The sequence below is a fragment of the Jatrophihabitans lederbergiae genome (assembly GCF_031845305.1).
Lineage (GTDB): Bacteria > Actinomycetota > Actinomycetes > Mycobacteriales > Jatrophihabitantaceae > Jatrophihabitans_A > Jatrophihabitans_A lederbergiae.
The window spans coordinates 61,480-86,458 of the sequence record NZ_JAVREH010000013.1 but is presented as its reverse complement, the minus strand read 5'-3'; the positions used below and the strand labels follow the sequence as shown (position 1 = coordinate 86,458).

General features: G+C 66.2%; 23 protein-coding genes and 4 pseudogenes. 17 read left to right on the top strand and 10 right to left on the bottom strand.

Translation table 11 applies throughout. The features are described from left to right. The first annotated feature begins 28 nt into the window (after positions 1-28). Complete coding sequence (locus RM423_RS11885) at positions 29-496, top strand: Fic family protein (RefSeq protein WP_311423245.1); 468 nt, start codon at positions 29-31, stop codon at positions 494-496. 14 nt (positions 497-510) lie between these two features. After that, positions 511-828, top strand: coding sequence for a hypothetical protein (locus RM423_RS11880; RefSeq protein WP_311423244.1), 318 nt, complete (start codon positions 511-513; stop codon positions 826-828). Between the two features lie 182 nt (positions 829-1,010). Here RM423_RS11880 and RM423_RS11875 read toward each other — a convergent pair whose 3' ends face one another. Beyond that, positions 1,011-1,607: a TetR/AcrR family transcriptional regulator gene (locus RM423_RS11875; protein WP_311423243.1), complete on the bottom strand. Its 597-nt coding sequence runs from the start codon at positions 1,605-1,607 to the stop codon at positions 1,011-1,013. Between the two features lie 57 nt (positions 1,608-1,664). Between RM423_RS11875 and RM423_RS11870 the strand changes: the two genes are divergently transcribed. After that, entirely contained in the window at positions 1,665-2,720 is a 1,056-nt protein-coding gene (locus RM423_RS11870) for a hypothetical protein (protein WP_311423242.1), read from the top strand. An 87-nt stretch (positions 2,721-2,807) separates the two neighbouring features. On the opposite strand, the gene RM423_RS11865 is transcribed toward RM423_RS11870, so the two are convergent. Together RM423_RS11865 and RM423_RS11860 are read right to left on the bottom strand one after the other, a co-directional pair. Next, on the bottom strand, positions 2,808-3,392 hold the full coding sequence (locus RM423_RS11865; RefSeq protein ID WP_311423241.1) for a TIGR03086 family metal-binding protein: 585 nt from the start codon (positions 3,390-3,392) through the stop codon (positions 2,808-2,810). Positions 3,393-3,475: 83 nt separating this feature from the next. After that, positions 3,476-4,193, bottom strand: a pseudogene (locus tag RM423_RS11860) (IS110 family transposase); the annotation flags it as partial. Between the two features lie 228 nt (positions 4,194-4,421). Between RM423_RS11860 and RM423_RS11855 the strand changes: the two are divergent. Then, on the top strand, positions 4,422-4,976 hold the full coding sequence (locus RM423_RS11855) for an arsenate reductase/protein-tyrosine-phosphatase family protein (protein WP_311423239.1): 555 nt from the start codon (positions 4,422-4,424) through the stop codon (positions 4,974-4,976). A gap of 71 nt (positions 4,977-5,047) precedes the next feature. Further along, on the top strand, positions 5,048-5,203 hold the full coding sequence (locus tag RM423_RS11850) for a hypothetical protein (RefSeq protein WP_311423238.1): 156 nt from the start codon (positions 5,048-5,050) through the stop codon (positions 5,201-5,203). 18 nt (positions 5,204-5,221) lie between these two features. Here the strand turns inward: RM423_RS11850 and RM423_RS11845 are convergent, their stop codons facing one another. Further along, entirely contained in the window at positions 5,222-6,769 is a 1,548-nt protein-coding gene (locus RM423_RS11845) for a polysaccharide biosynthesis tyrosine autokinase (protein WP_311423237.1), read from the bottom strand. 82 nt (positions 6,770-6,851) lie between these two features. On the opposite strand from RM423_RS11845, the gene RM423_RS11840 reads away from it, so the two are divergent. The 7 genes from RM423_RS11840 to RM423_RS11810 all read left to right on the top strand — a co-directional run bounded on the left by RM423_RS11840 (position 6,852) and on the right by RM423_RS11810 (position 14,155). Continuing rightward, positions 6,852-7,985, top strand: a complete 1,134-nt coding sequence (locus RM423_RS11840; RefSeq protein WP_311423236.1) for a glycosyltransferase — start codon at positions 6,852-6,854, stop codon at positions 7,983-7,985. Next, positions 7,982-9,112 carry a glycosyltransferase gene (locus tag RM423_RS11835; RefSeq protein WP_311423235.1) on the top strand — a complete coding sequence of 377 codons (1,131 nt, stop codon included), beginning with the start codon at positions 7,982-7,984 and terminating at the stop codon, positions 9,110-9,112. The genes RM423_RS11840 and RM423_RS11835 overlap by 4 nt, the downstream gene beginning before the upstream one ends. 2 nt (positions 9,113-9,114) lie before the next feature. After that, a complete protein-coding gene (locus RM423_RS11830) occupies positions 9,115-10,551 on the top strand; it encodes a hypothetical protein (RefSeq protein WP_311423234.1) in 1,437 nt (478 codons plus the stop codon). A 32-nt stretch (positions 10,552-10,583) separates the two neighbouring features. Further along, entirely contained in the window at positions 10,584-11,327 is a 744-nt protein-coding gene (locus RM423_RS11825) for a glycosyltransferase family protein (protein ID WP_311423233.1), read from the top strand. Positions 11,328-11,440: 113 nt separating this feature from the next. Beyond that, positions 11,441-12,598, top strand: coding sequence for an MATE family efflux transporter (locus tag RM423_RS11820; RefSeq protein ID WP_311423232.1), 1,158 nt, complete (start codon positions 11,441-11,443; stop codon positions 12,596-12,598). 7 nt (positions 12,599-12,605) lie between these two features. Then, a complete protein-coding gene (locus RM423_RS11815) occupies positions 12,606-13,400 on the top strand; it encodes an FkbM family methyltransferase (RefSeq protein ID WP_311423231.1) in 795 nt (264 codons plus the stop codon). Between the two features lie 98 nt (positions 13,401-13,498). Then, complete coding sequence (locus RM423_RS11810) at positions 13,499-14,155, top strand: class I SAM-dependent methyltransferase (protein WP_311423230.1); 657 nt, start codon at positions 13,499-13,501, stop codon at positions 14,153-14,155. 201 nt (positions 14,156-14,356) lie between these two features. Here the strand turns inward: RM423_RS11810 and RM423_RS11805 are convergent. The 4 genes and pseudogenes from RM423_RS11805 to RM423_RS11790 form a co-directional block, all read right to left on the bottom strand. After that, positions 14,357-14,653 (bottom strand): annotated as a pseudogene (locus RM423_RS11805) (IS1380 family transposase); the annotation flags it as partial. Between the two features lie 116 nt (positions 14,654-14,769). Beyond that, positions 14,770-16,012: pseudogene (locus RM423_RS11800) on the bottom strand (IS701 family transposase). 178 nt (positions 16,013-16,190) lie between these two features. Then, on the bottom strand, positions 16,191-18,008 hold the full coding sequence (locus RM423_RS11795) for a DUF4012 domain-containing protein (protein WP_311423229.1): 1,818 nt from the start codon (positions 18,006-18,008) through the stop codon (positions 16,191-16,193). A gap of 31 nt (positions 18,009-18,039) precedes the next feature. Then, positions 18,040-18,540 (bottom strand): hypothetical protein, encoded by a 501-nt coding sequence (locus tag RM423_RS11790; protein ID WP_311423228.1) that lies wholly within the window; start codon positions 18,538-18,540, stop codon positions 18,040-18,042. A gap of 226 nt (positions 18,541-18,766) precedes the next feature. Here RM423_RS11790 and RM423_RS11785 point away from each other — a divergent pair, with 226 nt between their 5' ends. From RM423_RS11785 to RM423_RS11770, 4 genes are all read left to right on the top strand, one after another. Continuing rightward, complete coding sequence (locus tag RM423_RS11785; protein ID WP_311423227.1) at positions 18,767-20,593, top strand: polysaccharide biosynthesis protein; 1,827 nt, start codon at positions 18,767-18,769, stop codon at positions 20,591-20,593. Positions 20,594-20,674: 81 nt separating this feature from the next. Then, positions 20,675-21,628, top strand: coding sequence for an MraY family glycosyltransferase (locus RM423_RS11780; RefSeq protein WP_311423226.1), 954 nt, complete (start codon positions 20,675-20,677; stop codon positions 21,626-21,628). After that, positions 21,625-22,536 carry an NAD-dependent epimerase/dehydratase family protein gene (locus tag RM423_RS11775; RefSeq protein WP_311423225.1) on the top strand — a complete coding sequence of 304 codons (912 nt, stop codon included), beginning with the start codon at positions 21,625-21,627 and terminating at the stop codon, positions 22,534-22,536. Before RM423_RS11780 ends, RM423_RS11775 begins: the two co-directional genes overlap by 4 nt. Before the next feature lie 54 nt (positions 22,537-22,590). Next, the gene (locus tag RM423_RS11770) at positions 22,591-22,734 is read left to right on the top strand and encodes a hypothetical protein (RefSeq protein WP_311423224.1); all 144 of its coding nucleotides are present in this window, start codon (positions 22,591-22,593) and stop codon (positions 22,732-22,734) included. Positions 22,735-22,948: 214 nt separating this feature from the next. Here the strand turns inward: RM423_RS11770 and RM423_RS11765 are convergent, their stop codons facing one another. Continuing rightward, the gene (locus tag RM423_RS11765) at positions 22,949-23,143 is read right to left on the bottom strand and encodes a hypothetical protein (protein ID WP_449555809.1); all 195 of its coding nucleotides are present in this window, start codon (positions 23,141-23,143) and stop codon (positions 22,949-22,951) included. Positions 23,144-23,397: 254 nt separating this feature from the next. Beyond that, entirely contained in the window at positions 23,398-24,381 is a 984-nt protein-coding gene (locus RM423_RS11760) for a hypothetical protein (protein ID WP_311423223.1), read from the bottom strand. Positions 24,382-24,692: 311 nt separating this feature from the next. Between RM423_RS11760 and RM423_RS11755 the strand changes: the two are divergent. Beyond that, positions 24,693-24,957: pseudogene (locus tag RM423_RS11755) on the top strand (ATP-binding protein); the annotation flags it as partial. Positions 24,958-24,979 lie beyond the last annotated feature (22 nt).

The window sequence follows — 24,979 nt, the reverse complement described above, 5'->3', positions numbered from 1 at the left end:
TGTGCCGCTCTCGGCCGCAACGCGATCCTTGGCAACTGAAGCTGCCACCGAGATCGCCCGCTTCGACGCTGAGGTCGGCAGTGACATCGCGCCATTCTCGGCGATCCTGCTTCGCAGCGAATCGGTTGCGTCGTCCCGGATCGAAAACCTCACTGCGTCGGCGATAGCGCTCGCGGAGCTGGGCGACACCAGCCGCGAGAACGCCACAGTCATCGTCGCCAACACCACGGCGATGCAGGCCGCTGTCGCGCTCTCAGACTCCCTCGACGGCGATGCGATCCTGGCGATGCATTTCGCGCTGCTCGGGAGCACCCATCCCGACCGGGTTCCGGCCGCTATCGCGGACCTGGAAAAGTTTCTCAGTCGTCACGACCTGCCGCCGTTGATCCAGGCTGCGATCGCACATGCACAGTTCGAGACCATCCACCCGTTCCCGACGGCAACGGACGCACCGGTCGCGCGCTGGTGCACAGCCTGCTCCGGGCGAAGGATCTGACCAGACAGGTCACGGTGCCCGTTTCCGCTGGTTTGCTTGCCGATACGGAAACCTACTTCGCTGCGTTGACCGCCTATCGGGAAGGCGAGCCGGAACCGATCGTCGAGCGCCTCTCGAACGCAACCTTCGCCGCGGTCAACAACGGTCGCGCGCTCGTGGACGAGCTGAGAGCGGTACGCGCTGCGTGGGACGACACAATCACGGCGAGACGTGGCGCCTCGGCCTGGCGGGTGGCCGACCTGCTGCTCAGCCAACCAGCAGTGGACTCGCCCCTCGTCCAGCGCCAACTTGAGGTCACCGCCCCGGCCGCTTTGCGTGCGATCGACAGTTAGTCGAGGCCGGCGTACTGACCAAGGTCTCAGGACGACAGCGCTACCGCCGCTACAGCGCTCCCCAAGTCCTTGCCGCGCTCGATGCGTTCGCCGCTCGCGCCGGACGTCGTGGTGGCATCTGAACGCAGGTCTGCGGACAGGTTCTTCGGGCGGGTACGGCAACTGATCGGTAGCACGTGGCCTCACAACACCAGGAGCGTCGACAAGTGGGCCCGCAGTACCTCCACGGCCTCTTCTTCCGGCAGGCCGGTCGGATCCGTGAGCAGGTGCACTAGCAGCCCGTCGACCAACGCGGCGATCCCAGCGGCGGCCTGATCGGGGTCGACGTCGCTGCGGGTTTCACCGGCCTGGCGGGCGGCCTGGAGAGCCGCGGCGCACTGGTCCCGGAGTTCCGTGAGAAAGGTGTGCTGCACCTTCGCAAGGCTCGGAACGACTGCGGCGCGCGCGGCGAACGCGAGGTAGACCCGCGACTCCGTACGGCGAACTTCGTCCAGTGGCAGGAGTTCGAGCAGGGCTCGGTTCAGTCGGGAGCCGATCTTCTCATCGGGAGTGGAGATCGGCGCAGACGCAATGCTGGCCGTGCGGTCCATGATCCGTGCGGCAATGTGTTCGAAGGCCATCACCAGCATCTGGTCTTTGTTGTGGCAGTGGTACTGGACGGTGCCGATGGACACCCCGGCTGCAGCCGCAACCTCCCGGATGCTGACGCCGTCCAGCCCCTGGGAGGCGGTGAGGTTGACCAGTGCATCCAGCAAGCGTTGACGGGCGGGAACGGGCACATGGTCAGTGTAGTCCAACCCTATACAGTCGTATCATACGAGTGTATAGTCAGGCTCATGAGCTTGACCCCGGCAAGCGTCGCGCCACCTTCTCCACCCGTGCACGCGCGACTGTGGTCGGCCGTCGCCCAGCTCGGTGGCCGTCGGAGTGTGCGACTCCTCTTGGTCGCTTGGGGACTCATCGACCTGCTGCTCGTAGCGATCGGCGGTCATCACCTCCCCTTCTCCGCGTCCGCGCTCGCCGACCCGCCGACCCGCATCGCGGTGCTCACGGCGAACGCCATGATCGTCGAGGTGCTCGCCATGCTGCTGTTGGTGCATGCGCTCACCCGGCGCCGGGCGCGGCCGGACGTCGCCGCTCGGGTGCCTGCCCGACCGGTGGCGCTGCACGAGACGCTCCTGATGGTGGTCTACGGCATCGCCGCAATGGCGGGTGGCGCGGGGCTCGGCCACGTACTCGGCTGGCATGCGTTCGGCTTCCACCTCGAGGGCATGGTGCTGCGCACCACCCAGCAAGTGGTACCCGCGGAGGCTTTTGCTTGGGCGGCGTACAACGCCGTCGCCTACGCCCTGGTCCCATTCGTTGTGTTCCGCTATCGGTACTCGGCACAGGCGCTGGGACTACGCTCGACCGACCGTCGGGCTGACCGCCGACTGATCGCGGTGGTGCTCGTGGTCGAGTCCGCCGTCCAATTGGCCTCGGCCAGCTCGTCGATCCTCGACCTCAGCGTCCGCCAAGCCGTACTGGGTGGCTCCCTGACATTCGCCCTCGGCATGGCCGGCACCGTGCTGCCCACCATGGTGTTCGTGCAGTGCATCCTGGTCCCGCGGTACCTGGCGCTGACAGGGTCCGTCCCGGCCACCGTCGCCCTCGGAGGACTCACCTATGCCCTGCTGCACGTCACGGACGGCTGGACCGACTTCACCAGCCCAACGGACGTGCTCCTCTCCGTTCTGTACGTGCTGCTCTTCTACACGAGTCCCGGCATGGTCAAGGCGTTCCTCACCGTCCGAACAGGGAACGCCTGGGTGCACGTGTGGGCTTACCACGCGATCGCTCCGCACACCCTGCTGGACAGTCCCATGATCGTCAACGTGTTCGGGATCCGGTGAGCCTCTCGACAGAGCGCGGCGCAGTCGGCACCCGCGCCGGCGTTCGGTGGCGTCGTCCGCCGGGGATGGTCTGCCTGATCACCGAGATCACCGAGCGCGAGGGGCGTTGACGTCGCGGCCAACGCACGCGGCGAGGCGGTCCAGTGCGGACACGTCCTCGGCGACGGGCTGCGACGGTCCGAACGGGCTGCGCTCCGGCGGGACGTCGGCCAGCTTCGCCCGGGTGAACTCCAGTTCTTGCTCGGCAAGTTCCTCGTTGCCGCGGGCCGGCTGGCCGGTTGCCTGTGCCAGGTCCCAGCCATGTACCAGAGCCTCGACGAGCCGCAGGTGCAGAGCGACGACTCCGGGAACCGCCCCGAACGGCACGGTGACCACCCGGCCCATCACCCCGGGTGAACCGAACGCGACGAGCAGCGCCTCGGCCGACTCGCGATACGCCGCTGCGCACTGGTCGGGTCGCAACTCGGTGCTGGTCGGGGCCGTCGACGGCGAATCATCGAGCAGAGCCCGCGCGAAAAGTTGATTGCCGGTGATGAGGTGGTTGACCAGGTCACGGACCGCCCACGCCGCGCACGGCGTGGGCTGATCCCATTGGTCGTCCCGGACGCCCTCGACCAACTGACCGGTGTCCTCGAGCGAGCGAGCAAGTTGCTCGACTGGTGCAGGCAGCATGGATCCCTCCAGTCAGGCCGCGAACAAGATCCCACGTGCGTTCACCGTGCCGCCGGTGGCTGCCCATGTCAAGACGTCCGGCGCCGCTCTAAATCTCCGATCTCGACGGCCCAGCCCGAAGGCGGTCAGCACCGATATCCCGCGCAGACACTGCAGCCGGGTCACGACCGCCGCCCAGGCCGGGTCCTGGGCCATGTCGGTGATCAGTGCGTCCAACCGGTCGCGGCGGTTCTCCGCCAGCAGCACCGTCTCATAATTGGCGTCATAGGCGATCTGCAGACCGGGCTGGTCGAAGGTCTGTGAGCGCAGCCAGGTGTGATGGGTCATCGTCCATCCCCGCCCACCGGACCACACAATCCCCTGTCGCAGCAACAGCTTCGACCTCCGATGCCGAGCGCGCATCAGATCCGCGCGCACATCATCACGAGCCCGGACCACGTCGCGGGCCGCCTCCTGCGCCACGCTGGGAACCCGGACCGACACGACCTCACCCAACCGCAGCAAACGGGCCAGATGCAGCGCATCCCGGGCATCGGTCTTCACCCGGTCCCCAGCCGGGCGCTGCACCCGAGACGGCGCGAGCACCTCACAGCCGATACCCGCCGCCGTCAACGCCCGCGCCAGACCGAACCCCGTCGGCCCGGCTTCATAGGTCACCGCGACCGGGCCAGGCAACTGGCCCAGCCACCGCAGGATCTCACCATGATCTGGACACAACCTCGACCGGAACAACTCACCGGTATCGCCATCGATACCGCACGCCACAACCGACCGCGCATGCACATCCACACCGACACTCATACGCTCACTGAACACCGGGACCTCCGCAAATGTAGGCACTACCGGCCCCAGGCATAGCCCTCACCGGCAACCCACGACAACTTGCGCGAGGTCCCGGCCCTAAACCGACGAACCTGCATACCGTCTAAGCATCTGTATATCTCGATCGGTCGAAGAGGCAGAATTTTTGTCGCCTCAACTCAGCCCTCGCTCGGCGTGGTGCATCCAGGAGCTGGCATAGTCGAACGCATGGCGTTTTCGGTGCTGTTCGTCTGCACCGGAAATATCTGCCGATCACCGCTTGCGGAGCGGCTGTTGCGTGCTCGCGTTGCTGACCGGGCCCCCGTCGTCGCGGCGAGTGCCGGGATCCGGGGTCTCCCGGAGCACCCGATCGATGGATCATGCGCGCTTGCCCTGCGTGAGCTCGGTGGAGATCCCGGCGGTCACGTCAGTCGGCGGCTGAGCCAGCAACTCATCGCCGGTGCCGACCTCATTCTGACTGCCGAGACCGCTCACCTGTCAGAGATCGTGCAGTCCGAACCGCTGGCATTCCGGAGAGTCTTCACCATGCGGGAGTTCGGCCGGCTGGGAAGCGGGCTCGTCGCGCTACCGCCGACTCCCGCGGTGCTGCGGACCAGGGTGGTTGAGATCGGCGCGCGTCGCGGGTCGGCGCCGCCCGCTGGATCCGACGAGGATGACATCGCTGACCCGTTCGGCGCTTCCCTGAGAGTGGTCCGAGCCTGTGCCCGTCAGATCGCCGAGGCTGTCGATGAGTGCCTGCTCGCTCTGGGCCTGGCGCCCTGAGCTTCGTCGATCGGGTGCGGCAAGAAGCGGCCGCCCGGACGGCAGGGCCGCGCCCATGGCAGAATGCGCCCGTGAGTAGTCCTCGAGGTCTGCGCCCGGGGCGGCCGTGCCGCAGATTGCGTCGCTGGGCCCGGCGCACGCCGAACGGCATGATGGCCTTGAACATGATGGCCGCAGGGGTCTTGCTGATCTTTATCGCGGTGCTGCTGGCGGTGGTCCTGCTCTGAGCCACGGGACGGACCCCTCTACGGGTGCCGTTCAGTGCCCGGCGATGTCGGCTCGCCGACTGTCTGGGCTGCTGGTAGTCCGCGGGAAGGGTCACGACGGTGTCCGGCCGTGGGCTCGGCTGGGAGGTTGGGCTTGGGTGAGGTGTCCCGACCGGAGGGCTCATCGAGGAGTTGCGTGAAATCGACCTCGGCTATGCCGCGACGTGATCGCTGCGGCGGGTAGGAGGTGGGGTAGTAGCCGCGCTGCTCATCGTAGCCGCCGCGGCCCTTGGTTATCATGTTCAGCACGACGCCAACGGGTCGTTCGCCGACCTTGGCCAGCACCTCTATCGCACGGGCGGCCTGCTCGCGGGTCGACTGTCCGGCGTGGTGCACCACGAGGGTGGCGTCGGCCAGCGCGGCGACCTCGGCCCCGTCGGCGACCGGCAGCAGGGGGGCGGTATCGATGATGGTGTAATCAACGTTCTCGGCGACCTGGTTGATGATTTCTCGGGCTAGGTCTGAGATCAGGAGCTCGCTGGGGTTCGGTGGTACCGGTCCAGAGGTGAGGACGTCGAGGTTGTGTCCCGCATTTTGTATGACCGTCTCCACGGGAGCGCGGCCGATGAGCGCGGTGGTGAAGCCGACATTGCCTACCAAGCCGAGGGTCTTTGCCAGAGTGGGGCGCCGGAGGTCGGCCTCGATGAGGCACACGCGGAAACCGCCCTCGGCCAGTGACGCGGCGAGGTTGAGCGCGGTGATGCTCTTGCCCTCGCCGGGGACGGCACTGGTGATCGCGATAATCCGGGGGGCGTTGTCGACGTTGACGAACTGCAGGTTGGTGCGCAGTTGGCGGTAGGCCTCGGACCGGGCGCTGTGCGGGTCATCACGAAAGGCGACTGGCGTCTTAGCTGTTCGCTTGTCGAACGGAACGTAGCCAAGCACCGGAACGCCGAGGGGCTCGAAGTCTTGGGGGCCCTTGACAGTGTTGTCCAGTACATCGCGCAGGACCACGACGCCGACCCCGAGGAGGAGTCCGAGGAGCAAGCCTAGGCCGATGTTCGTGGTCTTGCTCGGTTTGATTGGTGAGATCGGTACGGCCGCGGGGTGGATCACCGTGAGCTTGACGACCGGCTTGCCGGCGGCGTCGCTTTGCTCGGTCTTCTCCACGACTCGGTTGAAGTCGGCTGCGACCTGGTTGGCCAGTAGGGCGGCCTGCTTGGCGTTGCGGTCGGTGACGTGCAGGTTGATCAGGACCTTGCTCTGCGGCGCGTCGGCGGTGATCTTGTCCGCAAGCTCCGACTGCGAGAGCGATAGTCCGAGCTTGCTGATGACCGGGTCTAGCACTGCGGGACTCGTCACGATGCTGGTGTAGGACTGAACCCGGTCCTGGGTGAAGGTGTTGCCTGCTTGAAGTTGGGCCGCGCTGTCGGTCGCGGCGGTCGCGACGAACACCTGGACAGTGGCCTCGTAGACCTTGTGGGTCGCCACGGTGACAGCGACGCCGGCGGCCGTACCTAACACCAGGAAGGCCACCAGCAAAGGCCAGCCCTTGCGCAGAACGCGCCAGTAGTCGTGCAGTTCCAAGAGACTGCCTTTCCTTTGGAGGGTCTCACGTAGGGTAACCTGATGATGACAGACCGAATACCCCGCCAACCTCATGGCCGTCATGGCAGGTCGCGATCCGTCGAGAATCCCGCAGGTCGGTGCCATGGCGTGTCCGTCCTTCAGCGGGGCTCTCGACCACTCTGAACAGTTGGGGGTGATGTCCGGGGTGCCACAGCGACCGGTCCGGGTCTTTCTTGACGCACGCTTCGCCGTGCGCGGGCTCGGCATCGCCTCAGCCACCTGCCGGCTCACTGAGGCCATTCGGGCCAGTGAGCAGGTCGCGCTGCGGTCTAACTTCTCCTCCGGCGGCTGGAACCGCAGAGGCCAACTAGAAACGCTTCGCATGAGCGGCTTCCTAGAGCTGACTCCGGCTGCGGATCCCCGAACCTGGGGACGCGACGTCGTGCATTACTACGGAAACACCGCCCCGCAGCTGATGGGGCGAAGAACCTTGGTGACGGTCCACGATCTCATGAGTCTGCGGGGTACGACCGCAAAGAGCCGGTTGTATCAGGCGCTGCTCATGCCGGGACTGCGGCGGGGGCGGCGGGGGCGGGTCGTCGCGGTCAGCTCCCAGACTGCGGACGAGCTGCTCCAGGTGCTGCCTGAGTTGCGGCCACGGTTGCAGGTGATCACCCACGGCCGGCGCGAGGGCTTGTTCAGCGCGCAACCGCGAGAACACATCCTCCTCTTCGGCGGTCAGAGCGATCCGCGCAAGCGCGTCAGCCTCGCGCTCAGCGCGTACTCGACCTACGCCGCCACGCAGGGGGCGAGCGCCTTGCCGCTGGTGATCGCCGGTCGGGCGGGAATCACTCCGAGCCTCGTCGCGGCTCACGTCACCTCAGGGCGCGTGAGGATCGATGAGAACCCGGGCGAGGACGCGCTCAGCGCCGTGATGGCGCGGGCGGCCTGCCTGCTCTACCCGTCATCGGAGGAGGGCTTCGGCCTGCCGATCGTGGAGGCGGGGGAGATGGGCACACCGGTGGTCTTCGACTCGTCAGCCCGCCTCCCGAGCGAACCTATCGGCGGACACGGATTTCCGGTCGACGGCACGAACCGTCAGGACTGGGCCCGGGCCATCGCCGCAGCCGCCATGCAGGGTCCCGTGCCGAACGCTCTGGACCACCTTCCCACCTGGGACCAAGTGGCAGGTGCATACGTCGAGGTCTACCGGTTGCTGGCAGCGGCGCCGTGACCGTCTACCGCCTGATCACCCTGCGCCCTCCTGACCCCCAGGGCAGCGGTGACTCTCGGCGCGCCCAGAGCATCGTGCGGGCCCTCGAAGGCGCGGGACACACCGTGGTCCTCGCACCTATCCTGGCACCCGGCCAGACGCTCTTCAGCAGCCTTCTCCGACCGACGGCCCTCATGCACCTGATATGGGTCCTGCTTCGGTACGGCTTCACCCGGCCGCTGCAATGGGTGGCGGTCCAGGCCCTTGTTCCCGGGAACCCGAGCGGTGAACTGAGTCCGCACCAGACAGCCTTCTACGTAACCTCCCGGGTCGCGCCGCCGGAGCCTCCCGCGGGCTTCGTGATCGATTTCGTCGATTCGCTGGCCGCCAACGCCAGGGGCCGCTCGCATCGGGGCCCCGGCGTGAGCGCCTTCTGGCGGAGAGAAGCGCGCCTGCTCGAACGTTGGGAACGCGAACTCGCCGCGAAGTCCATGCTCGCAACGGCCGTGTCCGAGACCGAATGCGCCACCATAGCGCCGAACGTCGCCGCCGTTCCGCTCGAAATAGGCCCGCGCCTCCGCCCCAGCCCGGAAGCTGAAGCGCGGGGATACCAATCTCAGGACCCCACTGTCCTGTTCGCCGGGAATCTGTACTACCACCCGAACGCGGAGGCGGCCAGGTGGGTCCTAGAGGTGCTCACCCCCGCGCTGGTGAGCCGGGGCTGGCGCCGAGAACAGGTCGTGCTGGCCGGGCGTCGTCCTGGCCGCGCGCTGGCCGCCATGGCGGAACGGGCCGGAGCGACACTGCTTGCCGATGTGCCGGATCTGCAGAACGTGATCGAAGGGGCGTCGGTCTGCCTAGCACCTCTCCTCCTGGGCAGCGGCATACAGTTCAAGGTGCTGGACGCACTCCAGGCGGGGGTTCCCGTGGCGATGAGCGCACAGGCAAATCGAGGTATCGGACTGTCCGACAGCGACATGGTGCGAGTCGTCGAGCGGAAAGCGGAGCCGTTCTGTGATGCCATCGACATTCTCCTGACCAGGCGTAATCGAGTCGTGCCCGCTGATGTCCATAGCCTCCTGGCGTCCGCGTCACCTGCTGCGGTGCAGCACCGATGGCGCAGCCTGACCGACGCCGCAGGGCGCTAGACATGAACCTCGCCCCGGAACTCCACCCGAGCGGACCCGGTCCCTACCTCGTGGCGGCGCAGCGTGACGCAGTCACGGGACAGCTCACACCTGCCAACACGCTGCGATTCCTGGCGCTGCTCGGCCTCGTCCTGGTCGGTCTCCTCGTGCCACGCGGGCACGACACCTTCCTGATCCTGACGGGCTTGAGCATCTCCGCCCTGGACAACGGACGGTGGTTGGCGACGCGAAACATCGTCCTCGCCTACCACTTCGCACTCCTAGGCATCGGCCCCTACCTCTTCCGCCTGGCCAACCCTCTGGCCGTGCAACGTCTCGGCGTCGGGATGCTTCTTGCCTTCACTGGCGGGATCGTCGTGCGGCACCTCTACTCAGGCCGCCGCGCACCGGCCGCCGCCAGGGCGCCCGTCAGGCCACAGCCGGACCCCGAGGCCGCTCGCCGCTACCAGAAGTACGCAACCGGCTTGCTGAAGCTCGCATTGCTGATACAGGTTGCTCTGTTGCTGATGGATGTCAGCCAGTACGGGCCCCGCGGCTACCTCCAGGGCCTTTCGCTCTCATCGAAGATCAGCTCATACGCACACGGTGGCCTGGACTCGACGCAGATCGTCAAGAACGTCGCGGGGATCATGATCCTCAGCTGCGTCGCCGCCTACGTTGCGCTGAGTGAGCCTCACCGTGCCTACCACTGGCGCCTTCTCGTCCTGATCCTGATCGTGTTTCCGATCCTGCGCCTGGATCGTTCCGGACTCATACCGAACTCCCTCGTACTGGTCTTCTTGGCCGGGTGCGCCCGGATGCCCGGCACCCGCAGAACCGTGCGCTACGGATTTCTGGTCGCGGCCACGTTGTCGATGATCCTGCTTGTTGCAGTCAGCGTTGGGGTACTCCGGGCGAGCAACCTGCCGGCAGGGCAGAACAGCGGCAGCGTCGGGTCGTCGAACAGCGTTCTCGACAGTGAGATCTCGCCGGTTCAGGTTGTCAGTGACTCGCTGCAACCGGGAGCGCCCCGCTTCCACGGGCAGAGTCTGTATTCTGCCCTCGTCTGGCGATACGTTCCGCGACAGCTGTACCCGAACAAGCCTGCGAACACCATCTCGAGGTACATGGAAATCAAGGACCCGGTCTCCTTCGCGGCCGGTTACAGTCTCGCACCCACCGCTGTCGGCGTGATCATCTACAACTACGGTGTTACGGCGGCCTACGTCATCGCCTTTGTAGTCGGTTTCGGATTACGGCGGACGAGGTGGCCGACCCGGTCAATCGGCTATAAGTGCCTCGGGCTTTTCTGCCTCTATACGTTGTTGCGGGATGACCCGTCGAATTCACTGGCCTACGCTGGCGCCTCCCTCGTGGTGTATCGCTTAATCATTGCGTTCAGCCGGCGGACGACGCGGGAAAGTGACGGCGTGACGTGGCGAAGGAGGGAGGCGTCGTGACTGCGAACTCTGTGACCGCGGAGCGTATCGGGGTGGTGATCGTGGACTACTACACGAGAGAACACACTCTCGCCCTCATCGCTGACCTAGCTGGCCAGGGGTTTCATTCCGCGATTGTGGTGGATAACACCGGCGACTCCGAATACCGGCAGGGCTGGGCCAGCCTGCCGCCCTGGGCGAGGCTCATCGCGAGTGCCAAGCGGGCAGGCTTCGGTGCCGGTGTCAACCTGGGAGCGGCGCAGCTCACCGGTTGCGACATCCTGCTGGTTCTGAACAGCGATATTCGGCTAATATCAGGGGATTTGGTCGTCCTGGCCGCAGAACTGCTCGATCGCCGGGTGGGCGTGCTGGCTCCGCGGATCGTTGATCGTGACGGCGTGTCACAATCCGACGCGGCGGGGCCTTTTCTCACGCTCGGTGCGCCGGACAGAAAGCAAGTGCCCCGCACCGGTTGGGTGACGGGAGCGTGTTTCCTCACGCCGGTCGAGCTCTTCTGCAGGGTGGGAGGATTCGACGAGCGGTTCTTCATGTACTGGGAGGACGTGGACTACTGTCGGCGGCTGGCGGACCTGGGGTTCGCCGCGGATGTGAGCGCCGCAGCCTGTGTCATGCACGTGTCGGGCGCGAGTGAACTGTCTCGGGCCGCCCGCTACACCAGGGCCAGCAGGAGTCGCGATCTCTATTTGCGCAAGTGGAACTTTGTCCTCCCCGTGCGAATCGCTTACCGGCTGATGTCGCTCCTCAAGCTCCTGTGGCTTAGGCGCGCGTCCGTATGAGGTCAGGTGGTCGCCAGCTCATGGTGACAAGCGCTGACCAGGGCATTTCCTCGGCGTCCAACGTCATGGCCACCCTGTTGATCGCCCGGTTGTCGACCCAGCAAGGCTTCGGGATGTTCGCGCTGGTCGCGATGACGTACGCCACGGCTCTCGGTGTGAATAGAACCCTGTGGTCCGAACCGCACTCGGTGGTCTCCGTCGAGGTGGTGCGTACGAGGCTCGGCCGGCGTCTCGTTGTGGTGCTCTGTGCCCTGGCGATGGTGGCGAGCGCGGTTATCGCTGTCGGTTCCTACCTTGCTATCGGGCTGTCCTTCGGGCTGGCTATCGGGTGGCCCGCGGGCATCGTCATGCTGTGTCTTCCGGTCCTGGCCGCGCAGGACATGTTGCGGATGGTCGCGATCGCCTGGGCTCGGGCGACGACGGCGTTGGTCGGCGATCTCGTGTGGCTTGTGGGCCTGGTGTGCGTCTGGAAAATTTCGTCCCTGTCTGGAAACTTGAGCGCCACGGTGATCTCAGCGGGGTGGTGTGCCTTCGGGGCGTTGAGCATTCTGGTGCTGATCTACGCCCTGCGTGCGGTCGGACAGGCAGATGAGGCTGGAGGCAGCGCGTCGGCCATGGCTCGGTGCGTAGCGGCGTTGGGATGGCCAGCCGGCCTGGAATACCTCGCGATCACCGGTGCTCTACAGGTCGCCTTTTACATCGCTGCCGCTCACCTGGGGCCTGCTGGCGTCTCGGGCCCGCGGGGCGTGCAGGTCCTGCTGGGGCCCCTGACGGTTCTTTTCCTCGGAGTTTCGCAGGCCATTCTGCCGCTCCTCGCCCGCCAACGAGCGAGGGCCGACGGTGTGCGGCAGCAGGGCATTCTCCGCCTTCAGGCGACATTCGTGTTTTTCACCGCCTGTATGCTGGGAGTGCTGGAACTGCTGCCGTCAGGGATCGGACGCCAAATACTGGGGGCCAGCTGGCCGGCGGCGCACGAGGTGCTTCCGGCTTATGCCGTGTACACCGCGTTGCAGGGCATCAGCCTCCCCGCTTTGATGGAAATCCGGGCGCTCCAGGGATCGCGGATGTTGTTTCGTGTGCGCCTCAGCATCGCAATGCTAACGCCAACGGCGGCGTTCGTCGGCAGTCGCTTCTCGGCCACGGGCTTTGCCTGGGGTCTTGCGCTCAGTCAGCTCATCGACACCTCGATCATCCAACGCGTCGTGCGCAGGCTCAGGGACTCCGAGCACCGGCTACTGCCGCCGGTGGGCGCACTCCGATCAACTGACTAGGACAGACGTGACGGTTCTTCCGAGCTACCGGCGTTCGCCCCGACAGATTCTCCGGGCGTTCACCGATCCCCTGCATTACCGGTCCCTTCTCCGTGCCTGTGTCGTGTACCGGCAGCCCCTGGACCTGCTCGTGCGACGGTATGTGTGTGGCGGCGGGGCCTATCCCGCCGTTGCCCGGCTCCGAGCACCAGGTGTCACGTCCCTGGACATCGAGATTCGATCTCACTACGACGTCCTGACCGTTCAGGAAATCTTCGTGTGGAGGTGCTACCCGTGCACCGGTCAAGAGCGAGTCATTGTGGATCTCGGCGCCAATATCGGTGTCAGCATGCTTTACTTCCTCACGCACGCACCCCTTGCCCACGTGATCGGGATCGAACCGATGAACGGCAATGCCCAGTCCGCGCGAAGGAACCTCAGCGAGTTCACCGCCCGGTCGACGCTGACCGAGGCCGCCGTCATGCACTACGACGGCGACGTCACATTCCTCACGGAGCCAACGGGACGGTACTCCGGTGTCGCGCGGCGAGAGGGGACGCCGATGACCTACCACTGCGTGGATATCAACCGACTCCTCGACGAGACCGCGCAGCGGCACGGACGCATCGACCTGATGAAGATCGACATCGAGGGGGCCGAGGGCCTGGTGTTGAGCGCAATGACGGATGAGGCCTACTCGAGCATCGACCGGATCGCCGTCGAGGGCGACGACTTTCCGCTGCAGCGGCTGGCGGCGGCGGGTTTCCAGCACACCGTGCACCGCAGCGGTGTCCACTGGTTCCATCGCGCTGATGCGGATTAATCGATGTCACCAGACCCGGGCGGAGGACGGAGTCATTCCGCCCGTAAAAAGATCAGCGAATTCGATCCACCCGACTTCCAAGGAGCGAGCTTAACGCCATGAACCACTTCGTCTACCCCGATGCAACGAGAGAAGAAATGCTGCCCTTCTTACCGGTGCCGCTGAGGCAGGTGCTCGACGTGGGGTGTTCCAGTGGGGCATTCGGCGAACTGGTGAAACGCGTTCACCCCGATGCCGTCGTACACGGCGTGGAACCCTCCGCGGACACCGCCGCCATCGCCCGGACACGCATCGACGCGGTGTTCCAGGGGCTCTTTCCCGAAGGTCTGCCACCGGCGAAGTTTGTGGGCACCTATGACTGCATCGTCTTCAACGACGTGATCGAGCACGTGCTCGAATCCGGTCCCTTGCTCAAGGCCGCCGAAACGATGCTCAGCCAGGGCGGAACCCTGGTCGCCTCGGTGCCCAACGTGCGCTTCGCTCCCGTCGTTTTAGGCCTGATCATGGGCCGATGGGACTACCAAGACCAAGGCGTGCTCGACCGCACGCATCTGCGCTTCTTCACACGCCGCTCGCTCAGCCGATTGTTCCGCGACACTGGCTGGGACGTCGTGCGACTGGAGCGGCTCAACACGCCGGGCAGCCGTAGGGCTCCGCTGCTGGCGGCGATGCTGCGGTTACTGGCCAGAGACTTCTCCTGCCCCCAGTTCGCCGTCGTGGCCACCCCATCGCAGGGCACCAACAAGGCGCCATAGCTCGCGGAATCACGGCTCGGCCTCCGAATGTCACCGCGCCCGTGCGCCGGGACTTACAGCCGGGTGTCCGGGAACTCCCTTGGTGATGACCTTCAACGCAACATTCTGCAACGCTGGGTCAGCGACCAGCCGCTTGTGGTGGAGTTCCTCGTTCAAGGTCCTTGAGCGGCTTAGCGGCGCAAGTCTTGCAGTCGCCGAACGCCGCTTGAACCTCGGCGCCGACAATTCCTTCTCCGAGTGCCGGTGATCAGCCGCCCACACCCGCGCCCGGGCCGCGTCGATTCGACTTCAACGCCGGTCGGCGTCGGCTGCAAGGGTGTTCACAAGCCGGGACACCGTTGGGTCCGAGGCCACCGGTCCGAATACTTCGGGCTCGGCGCGGAGCACCGCGACGTCGGCCCAGGCAGTCGCCGCCGTCGGCCAACGCGAGCGCGAGGTCGGTGAGATTCTGCCCGGATTGCGCCACCTGCTCAGAGCCTGCGACAGGCCCCGATCCAAGACCCGAAACCCTCAGCGTCTCTGTCAATGCAGCAATTCGGACTGCGCGTCAACACTGCCCGATGGGCCGGCTCGGTGAGCCGGATTGCGCCTAGTATTACAGCCGTAGATCGTGATCATTGGTGTTGTTCGCGTTTTCGGTAGTGGCATTCCCGGGCTCGGGATTGATGTCGTCGACGCCAAATGGACCAGGCGAGCAGGGTGTTGATGGTGTGTTTGGCGCTGAGTAGGACGGCGTCGAACAGGCGGCGGAATTCGTTGACGGTTAGCTCGATCAGCCCGGTTGGTGCCGGTGCGTGGTCGCGTTCGGTGGCGGTGGCCACGGCGAGGAACGCGTGGGCGAGCATGGCCAGGGTGGTCCAGCGGTGCCACGAGGTCCAGCGCCGCACTTGGTGCTGGTCCAGGCCGACGAGTCCTTTCGCGGCTTGGAAGGATTCCTCGATGCGCCAGCGTTGCCCAGCGACGCGGACCAGCGTGGACAGCGGTACGGGTGTCGGGCTGTAGCAGCGTAGGTAGGCCAGCTCGCCGGTGTCGTCGTTGCGGCGGATCAGCACGTGATGGGTACCGGTGGCGTCGAGGTCGTCAGCCTGGACGGCGATCCAGGCCCACGCGTAGTAGCGGTGGCCTTTGCTGCCCAGTCCGCAGGAGTACCGCTGCCACGCTCGTGGGGACAGCAGGGCGGGCAGTTGATCGACGCGGATCGGCCCGGCGTGGGTGGGTACGCGGCGGTTCGCCGCGATCTGCAGCACGTAGCCCAGGCCGAGGTGGCGGCAGGTGCGACGCAGGGTCGGGTCGGCGCCGTAGACCTCGTCACCTGCGACCCATGCCGCCGGCGTTCCGGCCGCGACGGCCCGGGTGATCATCGCGGTGGCCAGCGCCGGCTTGGTGGCAAAGCCGCTGTCGGGCGGGATTCCGGCTGCAGCGCACCGATCTGCGTCCTCGGTCCAGGACTTCGGCAGATACAGCGCCCGGTCGATCAAGGCATGCCCCCGTTGCGCGGCGTAGGTGAGGAACACCGCGACCTGGGCGTTCTCGATCCGCCCGGCAGTGCCGGTGTATTGGCGTTGCACCCCGACCGACTGGGTCCCCTTCTTCAGATCACCCGTCTCATCGACCACCAGGACCGCGTCCGGGTCGGCGAAGGCGTCCAGGACGTAGCCGCGCAGGTCGTCCCGGACCGCGTCGGCGTCCCACTTCGCCCGCGCCAGCAGATGCTGCAACCCGTCGGGGGTCAGATCGCCGCGATGTTCGGCGATCGTCCAGCAGTTTGCGGTCCAACCCGGACAGCATCCCGAGCATCAACCCGCCCGCGTGCCGCAACGGCTCGTACCGGGCGAACCGCGGCGTGATCCGATCGATCACCGCGCCATACGCCGTCCACCACCGGTCAGGATCTACGCTATGAGCCGCGGCCACCGCAGCTTTCTCTTTGTTCCACACAAACACCGCAGGATGCCGCGGTGGCCGCGCCCCGCCCGGTAGAAACGCCGACCATCACCCGCCGTCGCCTCAAAGGTCACGATCTACGGCTGTAGTACTAGTCACAGCGTGAGTCATGGATGGTCACAGAGAGCGGACGGACGAGCGGCTGCCTCAGGACCAGTGGCTCGCCGCTGCCCGCGGGTTCGCTCAAGCGGAACTCGATCGTGTGCGAGGTGCCCCGGGGAAGCTCAAGATCCACCGTGTAGAGCGGATGGCCGCGCTGCGTGCCCAACCCGGCCGTGGCCGGACGGCTCTCGACGCTCACCGATCGCAGGATCGCTGCGGTACTCGCGAGGTAGCTGACCTCTAGGCGGTTGTCGCCCGCGTTGACCGGGTAGGAGTGACGATCACTACGCCCGGTGACGTAGGAGGACAACCCGCGGGCGGGAGCATGGTTGGTCAAGGTGATGGCCACCGTGACGTCCCGGGAGGGTCCGCAACCGGTGCGGGTCCAGGTGAGTTTGCGGTCAAGGTAGTAATCGAGTTTGTTGCCTCCATCGTTGACGATCGACAGGCCGATGTAGGGCGCCGTCGTCACCGGTATCGATCCCGATACAGCCGTTGCCTCGAGCAGGGCCTGCGTCTGCGGATCCGCACTCCATACGAGGACCCGCCGCTCGCCCACCGCCTTTGCGATCGCTGCGGTCAGGCCGGCGGTGTCGGCATGGGGGTCGAGGATCTTCTTACTCGCCACCCGGGCGATGTCGAGGAGATAGCGCCGCCGCGCAAGGTTGTCCGCCCCGTCGCCGGCGAATCTGGTGTACGCCGTGCTCTGCGTCAGCGCCACGATATTCTCGGCGCTCACGGTGGACTTGTCGGCGAGGGGGGCGGGACCGGTCACGGCCAGCAGATAGCTGAGGGCGGTCGGGTCTACCGCGATCACGCCGTCAAGATGCTCGCCCCTGGCCTTTAGCCACATCGACGACCAGATCTGCGCCGCGTACGGGAAGTGCGGGCTGAGGTTTCCGTTGCCGTACATCGTGGTCGTGCCGGCACCGGCGTAGAGCTGGTCGTAGTCGTGACCGAACTCGACGTGCGCCGAGACCCCGTTCATCGCCGAGTCGTTCTCGAAGCGGGTGAAGTGCACCGCACCCCGGTCGGCTTCCAGGATCGCGAATGAACCGGGAAGGCCGCCGGTGCCGCGCGCCTCGGCCTCGTTCTGAAAGGCGACGAAGTACCGTTTCGGCCCGTGCTCGCCGAGCATGCCGGGCATGATGCGGGCGGCCATGTCGGCGGATTTCACCGAGTGGTCCAACGAGCCCAACTGTGACAACGCCTCTGCGCGCATTCTGTCGATGGAGGAGAGCCAGGTGTGCCGCGGTGTCGCCCTGACCCCGTCGGTGGCAGAGTCCACCGTGCGTCTAGCGGTATCGAGCTCCGGTGTTATGGCGGCGATCTCGGAAAGATTGATGCTGCCGTCCGGCCGGCGCAGCCTCGCCGGGTCAAGTCTCTGCCGGGCCGTGACGAGCTGCGGCAGTGCCGTTTGCCCTAGCCTGTCGACAGCGGAAGTGATGGCACGCACGACGGCCAGGGGCTCTCCGAGCACCGGCATCCCAGCGGCGACTGCCCATACGGGCCCAGTGGTGAGCTGATGCGCGCGCCGAGCATGCTGGGCCACAGCGGCGGCGGTGGCCGCCGCCGAGTTGAGATCGCCGGCAACGATCTGGGCGCGCAGTCTAACTTCTTCCCCGCGCACCTCGTTCAGCTGCTGACGCGCGGCAAGCGCGGTCACGAGCAACCAGGCGGCGGCCAAGACCGCGACCGCAGCCACCATGGCTGCCGCGAGGCCGAACAGTCGTTTGCGCGCAGGCGACCAGGCACTGGCCCGTACGGAATCCAGCTCACTCACGGTCGACAGTGCGACGCGCAGCACACGCCAAGCGTGCCGGCCACTACGTCGCCGATCAGGCGCTGGCAGAACGCCGCTGGCCGACGACGAGCATCGCGGCGCCGCCTATAAGCAGCGCCGCACCGACGACGCCGACGCCGAGGACGGCAACGCCGGTGTTGGGAAGGCCGCCGCTGCTGGAGACGGAGGACCCGATCGTGATCGTGATCGACGTGGTCTGCCCGGAACTCAAGCCCGTGGCGACGATCGTGTGCGCGCCGCTCACGCCGGCGGGAAGCGTGACAGTGGCCGTGAAACGGCCACTGACATCGGTGGTAGCCGAACCGAGGTTGTAGGTCTGGGTATGCAGGGTGAGACTGACGGTCTCACCGGCTGCGAAGCCGTCTCCGCTAATTGCGAGCGACCCGCCGACCGCGGGATTCTGGGTACTGACGGAAATCGTCGCTTGGTTGGTGTACGGAGCGGCGTTCGCTGACGCGGCGAAGGCGAGTGCGCCCAGCAGAAGCCCGACCACCGCGGCAACGCTGGCGGTGAGGCGCCTGATACGTGCTGCCATGTGACATCCCTCGGTTCCGTTTGGACACTGCTATAAGTCGATTACGCAGAACGCTATCACAGTGTGTACTCTCTCAGTAACGTACAGTATTAATTTCGGCGACTCAGCCGGGGCGCCGCTTATGACACCGCGAGTCTTGCGCTCCCGAGCCGGGCCTTCCTTCTCGGGTGTGGTGGTGAAGGGCGGGCCACCGCGTCGGGTCGAGCAGTGAGAGAGACGTCGGCACATGCGATTCCATCGACCCGGTGTGCGGGTAGCGGCCGCCAGCCGTACCTATGCCACCTACTCCTCCATCCTCACCGACGTGCTCGTGTTGCTCGCCGCCACCGAAGCTGCCGGCCTGGCCCGATACGACTTCCACACCGGCCGGGTCCAGTGGGGGATCATCTCGGTGTTCGCCCTGTTCCTGGCCGGCGGCCAGCTGGTGATCGGTGCGCCGGTGCTGCTCTATCGTGGGCGCTACCAGGCCGGCAGCTTCGATGAGATACGCGCCCTGGCCGTGTCGGTGACTGCCGTGTCGGTGATCGCCAGCGTGCTGGTGCTGATCCTGCACCCGCACGGGTTACCGCGCAGCCTTCCGTTCCTAGCCTGGTCGCTCGCCCTCATGGGCATGGCCGCCATCCGGTTCGTCAAGCGACTCATCATCCAGGCCGGTAACCGCCCGACCGCAGGTGCTGAGCCCCTGCTGATTTTCGGGGCGGGCTGGGTTGGCTCGGTCCTTGCGCTGCGGATGTTGCGCGACCCGCACTCGGCATTCGTTCCGGTGGGTTTCCTCGACGACGACCCTGCGAAGCGCAACCTGCAGATCCACGGAATCCACGTCCGCGGCTGCCTGCAGGATCTGGCAAGCGTGGCTAAGCAGTTCGGCGCGACCCGCGTCGTTGTGGCGGTCAGCAGCGCGGACGCGCCGCTGATCCGCGAGGTCTCCGACGCCGCAGACCAGGCCGGCCTCGGGTGCATGGTGTTGCCGCCGCTGGCGGAGCAACTGCGGCGCTCACCGCTGCAGCTTTCGGCGCTGCGTGATGTCGACGTCGAAGACGTCATCGGACGCCATCCCGTCGATACGGATCTCAAGTCCATCGCCGACTACATCACCGGGCGCAGGGTCCTGGTCACCGGCGCCGGAGGCTCCATCGGCTCCGAGCTGTGCCGACAGCTCCACAAGTACGGTCCGGCCGAACTGGTGATGCTCGACCATGACGAGTCGGCGCTGCACGCCGTCGAGCTGTCGATCTTCGGCCGTGCCCTGCTTGACGATGCGAACACTGCCCTCATCGACGTGCGCGACGGGGAGTTCCTGCTTGAGATGTTCCGTCGACACGAACCCGAGGTCGTCTTTCATGCGGCGGCGCTCAAACACTTGCCGCTCCTCGAGCGCCACCCGTTCGAGGCGCTGAAAAGCAACGTCCTGGGTACCCGCAACGTGCTCGATGCCGCAAGCAGGGTCGGGGTGACCCACTTCGTGAACATCTCCACAGACAAGGCCGCAAGCCCGACGAGCGCCTTGGGACACTCCAAGCACTTGGCCGAGCGGCTGACGGCCTGGTACGCCCTCGGCGTCGGAGAGCGCTACCTTTCCGTACGATTCGGCAACGTCCTCGGGAGCCGCGGCTCGGTCCTGCACACCTTCGCCGCACAGATAGAGGCAGGTGGGCCGGTGACGGTCACCGATCCCGAGGTCACCAGATTCTTCATGACGATCCCCGAGGCCTGCCAGCTGGTGATTCAGGCCGGTGCCATAGGGCGACCCGGTGAAGCCCTGGTCCTGGATATGGGCGAGCCGGTGAGCATCATCGATGTCGCTCGCCGCATGATCGCGAGTTCCGGAAAGGCCATCGATGTCGTCTTCACCGGCCTGCGGCCCGGGGAGAAACTGCACGAGGAGTTGATGGGGGAGAACGAGTGGGGCCAGCGCCCGCTACACCCGATGATCTCCCATGTGAGCGTGCCGCCGCTCGATCCCGATCTTGTAGAGGTGCAACCATGGGTACGCGCAACACTGGGGACGAGGCAACTCCAGTCTTTGCACTACTCCGACATATCGACGGGCTGAGATATCCGGTGGATGGTGGCCTGCGGGAGCTGAGCCCGGGCTGGGCGGACCACGGTGGGCGTGCCGACCATGATTGAGTTGGTGGTCAGCGCCCTTTTCACGTGCGCCGCCCTGCCGGCAGTGCTGCTCACGCTTCGCTTGTTCAACGTCGTTGACGTGCCCAGCCCGCGTTCCTCGCACGCGACGCTGGTTCACCGCGGAGGCGGTCTGGCCTGCGTGGTCGGGGCCAGCTGCGGGCTCGTCGAGGCGCAACTGCGGGGCGAGACGCTCCACTGGATCGCGTTGCTGCCCGTCCTGGGCATCGCCCTGGTGGGATTGGCCGACGACTTCCGCACCTTGGCCGCGGTTCCCCGTCTGGCCGCGCAGGCAGCCGCTGGCGCAGCGGCAGGTTGGCTGGTCGGACACCAGCTTCTCGGGATGCTCACCGGGATGCTCGTCTTCCTCATCAGTGTCAACGTCGTCAACTTCATGGACGGCATCAACGGGATCTCCGGGCTGACACTGGGTGTCTGGGGCGGTACAGCCGTCGTTGTCGCAACCGTCCACCACAGCCCCGAACTGCTGCTCATCGGAGCTGTCACCGCCGGCTCGGCGCTCGGCTTCCTGCCCGCGAACCTTCCCACCGCCCGTCTATTTCTGGGCGATGTCGGCAGCTATCTCTTCGGCGGCCTGGTCGGACTGGGTATCCTCACCGGCGTCCGGGACGGGGTGCCCCTGCCTGTGCTGGTTGCGCCACTGTCGGTCTACCTTGCCGACACCAGCCACACGCTCATCCGCCGGGCCAGAAGTCACGCCGCGCTGCTGTCCTCGCACCGGGAACACACCTACCAGCGTTTGGTGAGCGAGGCCGGCCTTCCACATGCGGGCGTTGCCATGCTCACCGCGGGGATCGCCGGCCTCATCACCATGTCCTGGATGCCCGGGATCAGCGTGCTGGCCATCGCGACGACCACGATTCTGCTCGCCCTCTACCTGTGCTCGGCGTCCTGGACCGCACGGTTGCGCTCAGCCGCACCCGGCAGAGGCCGACCATGACCGCTCGAGTTCTCGTCCTCGGCGGATCCGGATTCATCGGCTCGGCCGTGGTCCAGGCACTGCTGAGGCGAGGCGCGGAAACCCGGACGAGCCCCGCGCCGCGGCTCAACGCCGTCACCGCCCTTGACGCCGCAGAGTGCGCGCGGCATGCCCGCGCCAGGCCCGAGTTGCACGTGATGCTGGACTGGGCCAACGTCGTGGTGAACACCGCTGGTCTGTCCGACGCCGGTAGCTGCGAGGAATCAGAACTCAACGCGGCCAACGCGGCGATGCCTGCCATGATTGCGCGGCTGGCTCGCGACGCGGGGGTCCAGCGCTTCCTGCACGTCAGTAGCGCGGCCGTGCAGGGTGACCGCCTAGTCCTCGACTCGAGCGAGGACATGCAACCATTCTCACCGTATTCACGCTCGAAAGCGCTCGGTGAGAGACTCCTCCTGGATCTCGGATGGCCGGGACTCGTACTGTACCGGCCCCAGGGCGTGCACGGCCCCGGGCGTCAAGTCACCAGGTCGCTGACCCGGCTTGCGCGTTCGCCGCTGGCCTCGGTTGCCGCGCCGGGGGACCAGCCCACGCCCCAAGCCCCGGTAGCCAATGTGGCCGATGCGACCGCCTTTCTGGCCCTGACCCAGAGGACGCCGCCACGGATCGTGCTGCACCCCTGGGAGGGGCTCACAACCGCCAGCCTGTTGCAACATTTAGGAGGTCGGCGCCCGGTCCGGATCCCGGCGGTCTGCGCGAGGTACATCGTGGCAGCATTGCGAACCGTGGGTCGCCGGCACCCTAGGACGGCGGCCAACGCGCGACGAGTGCAGATGATGTGGTTCGGACAAGCCGTCGAGCCCAGTTGGATGACCGACGCCGGATGGCGGCCGGTGACCGACTTGCTCATGGGCGTGGCTACCTGCTGACTTCTGAGACCGGAACGTCGGCGACCAGCCGTTGACCTCATGAAAGTGATGGGCGTGTCGGAACGTTTGTACCTGGACGGCGCGCGCGTCAAGATCGTGTCCATCCTCGACGCGGTGGCAGCATCCGGCGACAGCTGCGCCGACGTCCCTTCCGCGCAGACCCTGTCGCTAGGGTCACCCGGCTTGTGTTCGAACTGACTTCCCGCGTGGCGAGCTCCCAAGAGACTGGGGCCCACTAGCCCCCGGTCTAGAGGCTAGAGGGCTGCTGACGACTACAAGTGGGCTGTTGGGGGGCCCGGTTCGGCTTGGCGGTGTCGGTTGCTAGGGATTGTCGGGTGATTCGGGTCGTGCCAGCAGCGGTGCGGTGCTGTCCGCGCTGGCGCAGGGTGGGGTTTGCAAGCTGGTGATTCCCTCAGGCCAAGGCCCACTTCGGGTCGGTCTGATGCAGGCCCAGGTTGGTCAGTCGACGCAGGTTGATCGCTGCGGGCCGCCGGTGCAGCCAAGCGTTGTTCGCGGTGGTGCCGCGATAGCGCAGGCGGCCGTTGCCGCGGGTGATCCACGCGATCGAGCGTTCCACCATGGGCGGGTGTTGTCTGTAGTCGGCCACGTCCGGACCTTTTTCCGGTCGTGTTCGACGTTCCTTTATTGTAGGCGCGCCCCTCTGTGCCGCTGGGGGTGCCCGACTCACCGAGCTCTGACTCGGCGTCGTTCCGGCTGATGGTGGAGCTGGCCCCAAGAAACCCATCCGTATTGACCGGCTCACCGTCATGGGTTTCCGCCATTCGGCTATGGGTGCTGCGGCCCCGCACCGGTGGGTGCGGGGCCGCAGCGGGTCGGAGACTCTCTCGTGCTGTCCGGCGGTTAGTCGTCGGTGTTGTCGCCGACGGGGTGGGTGTCGGCGTTGTTGAAGGCGAAGGCGAGGGTGGGGGTGAAGGCGCCGCCGGGGTCGGTGCTGCCCAGGATCAGGAGGTGGGCGTCTGTAGTGAGTTGGCCGGGGGTGGCGCTGGGGTTGCCGTTGAGGTACAGCGGGACGCCTGCCAGCTCGACGGTGCTGCTGGTGTCGTCGCTGGTGAGGGTGACGGCGGTGCCGGTGACGGTGCTGACCTCGCCGCCGAGCACCGTCGGGACGGTGGAGAAAGCGAACACCGATGAGGCCAGCACGGTGTCGCTGTCACCTTCGCCGAGGACGGCCACGCTCTGTCCGGGCGCCAGGGCGCCTGTTGCCCCGTCGAGGGTCACGGTGGCGCTGCCGATGTCGACGGTGAAACTGTCTGAGCCGTCGCTGTTCTCATTGGGATCGTCGCTGGCCTCAGCGGCCTTTGCCACGGTGAGGATGTTGCCGTTGAGGGCCAGGACGGTTCCCAGGAACACATGTGCCGGGGCGGCGTGTTCCACGGCAGTAGTGGCGGTGAAACTTTCACCAGTACCAACACCGGTCGAGGTGCCAGCCAGGGTGATGCTGTCCCCGATCGTCATCCCCCCAGCCGCCGCGGCTGCCACCGAGGTGTGAGCCGGCAACCCCTGGGCGCGGCCGTGCTTGCCGGCGAGTTTCACGGTGAGCAGCTGGTTACGCTTGACCCTCGACCCATCATGCAGGGTGTGGGCTAACACCGTCACCGTGCCGCTGTTAGGGGTGGCCGACACGATCAGCCCCTGCGCGCTGAAATGCGCCCCCTTGACTGGCTTCTTGACCGGCTTCTTCGGAACGGGCTTGGCATGGACCGGCTTGGCATGGACCGGCTTGGCGTGCGCGGGTGCGGCGATTGCGGTACCGGCAGTAAGGGCCGCCGAAGCGGTGACGCTGACCGAGGCCAAGATGAGCGCGGCCGTACGGGAGAGAGGCATAGTCGGTTTCCATTTCTTCCACGATGGGTGTGCCGGGGCTCCGACGCTCACCCGCTATGGTGCCCACCGTAACAGTGTCATTACACTAAGTAAACAAAAGTTTGGTTCTTGTGAAGACTCACTTCGTGGTGCGGCGCTCTCGGAGGGCGCCTGACCGCACACAGCACCGTCTGGTATGCACCATAAGATGGTTCCATCACCATGCTTCGACCGGGGATCACCACCATTGACCCGGTAACCGAGATCGCGCGCCGCGAGCCTGTAGACACCGATGACGTGGACGCACCGAGCGTGCAGGAGCTTGCCGAAGCGAGGTCGGTTACATGCCCTTCGAACCAGAGGCGGGCGAACCTGTTCTTTCAGCTCGTCACCTCACGCTACGAACGCGCCTCGCTGGTCGTCACCTCCAACAAGCCCTTCGGCCGCTGGGGTGAAGTGTTCGGCGACGATGTCGTCGCAGCCGCCATGATCGACCGCCTCGTCCACCACGCCGAAGTCATCGCCCTCAAAGGCGACAGCTACAAAGACCGCGACCTCGGCCGCTCCGCGGCCAATACATCGTCGACGGGCATCTGATCGGAAAGATCCCGGTCGGTGC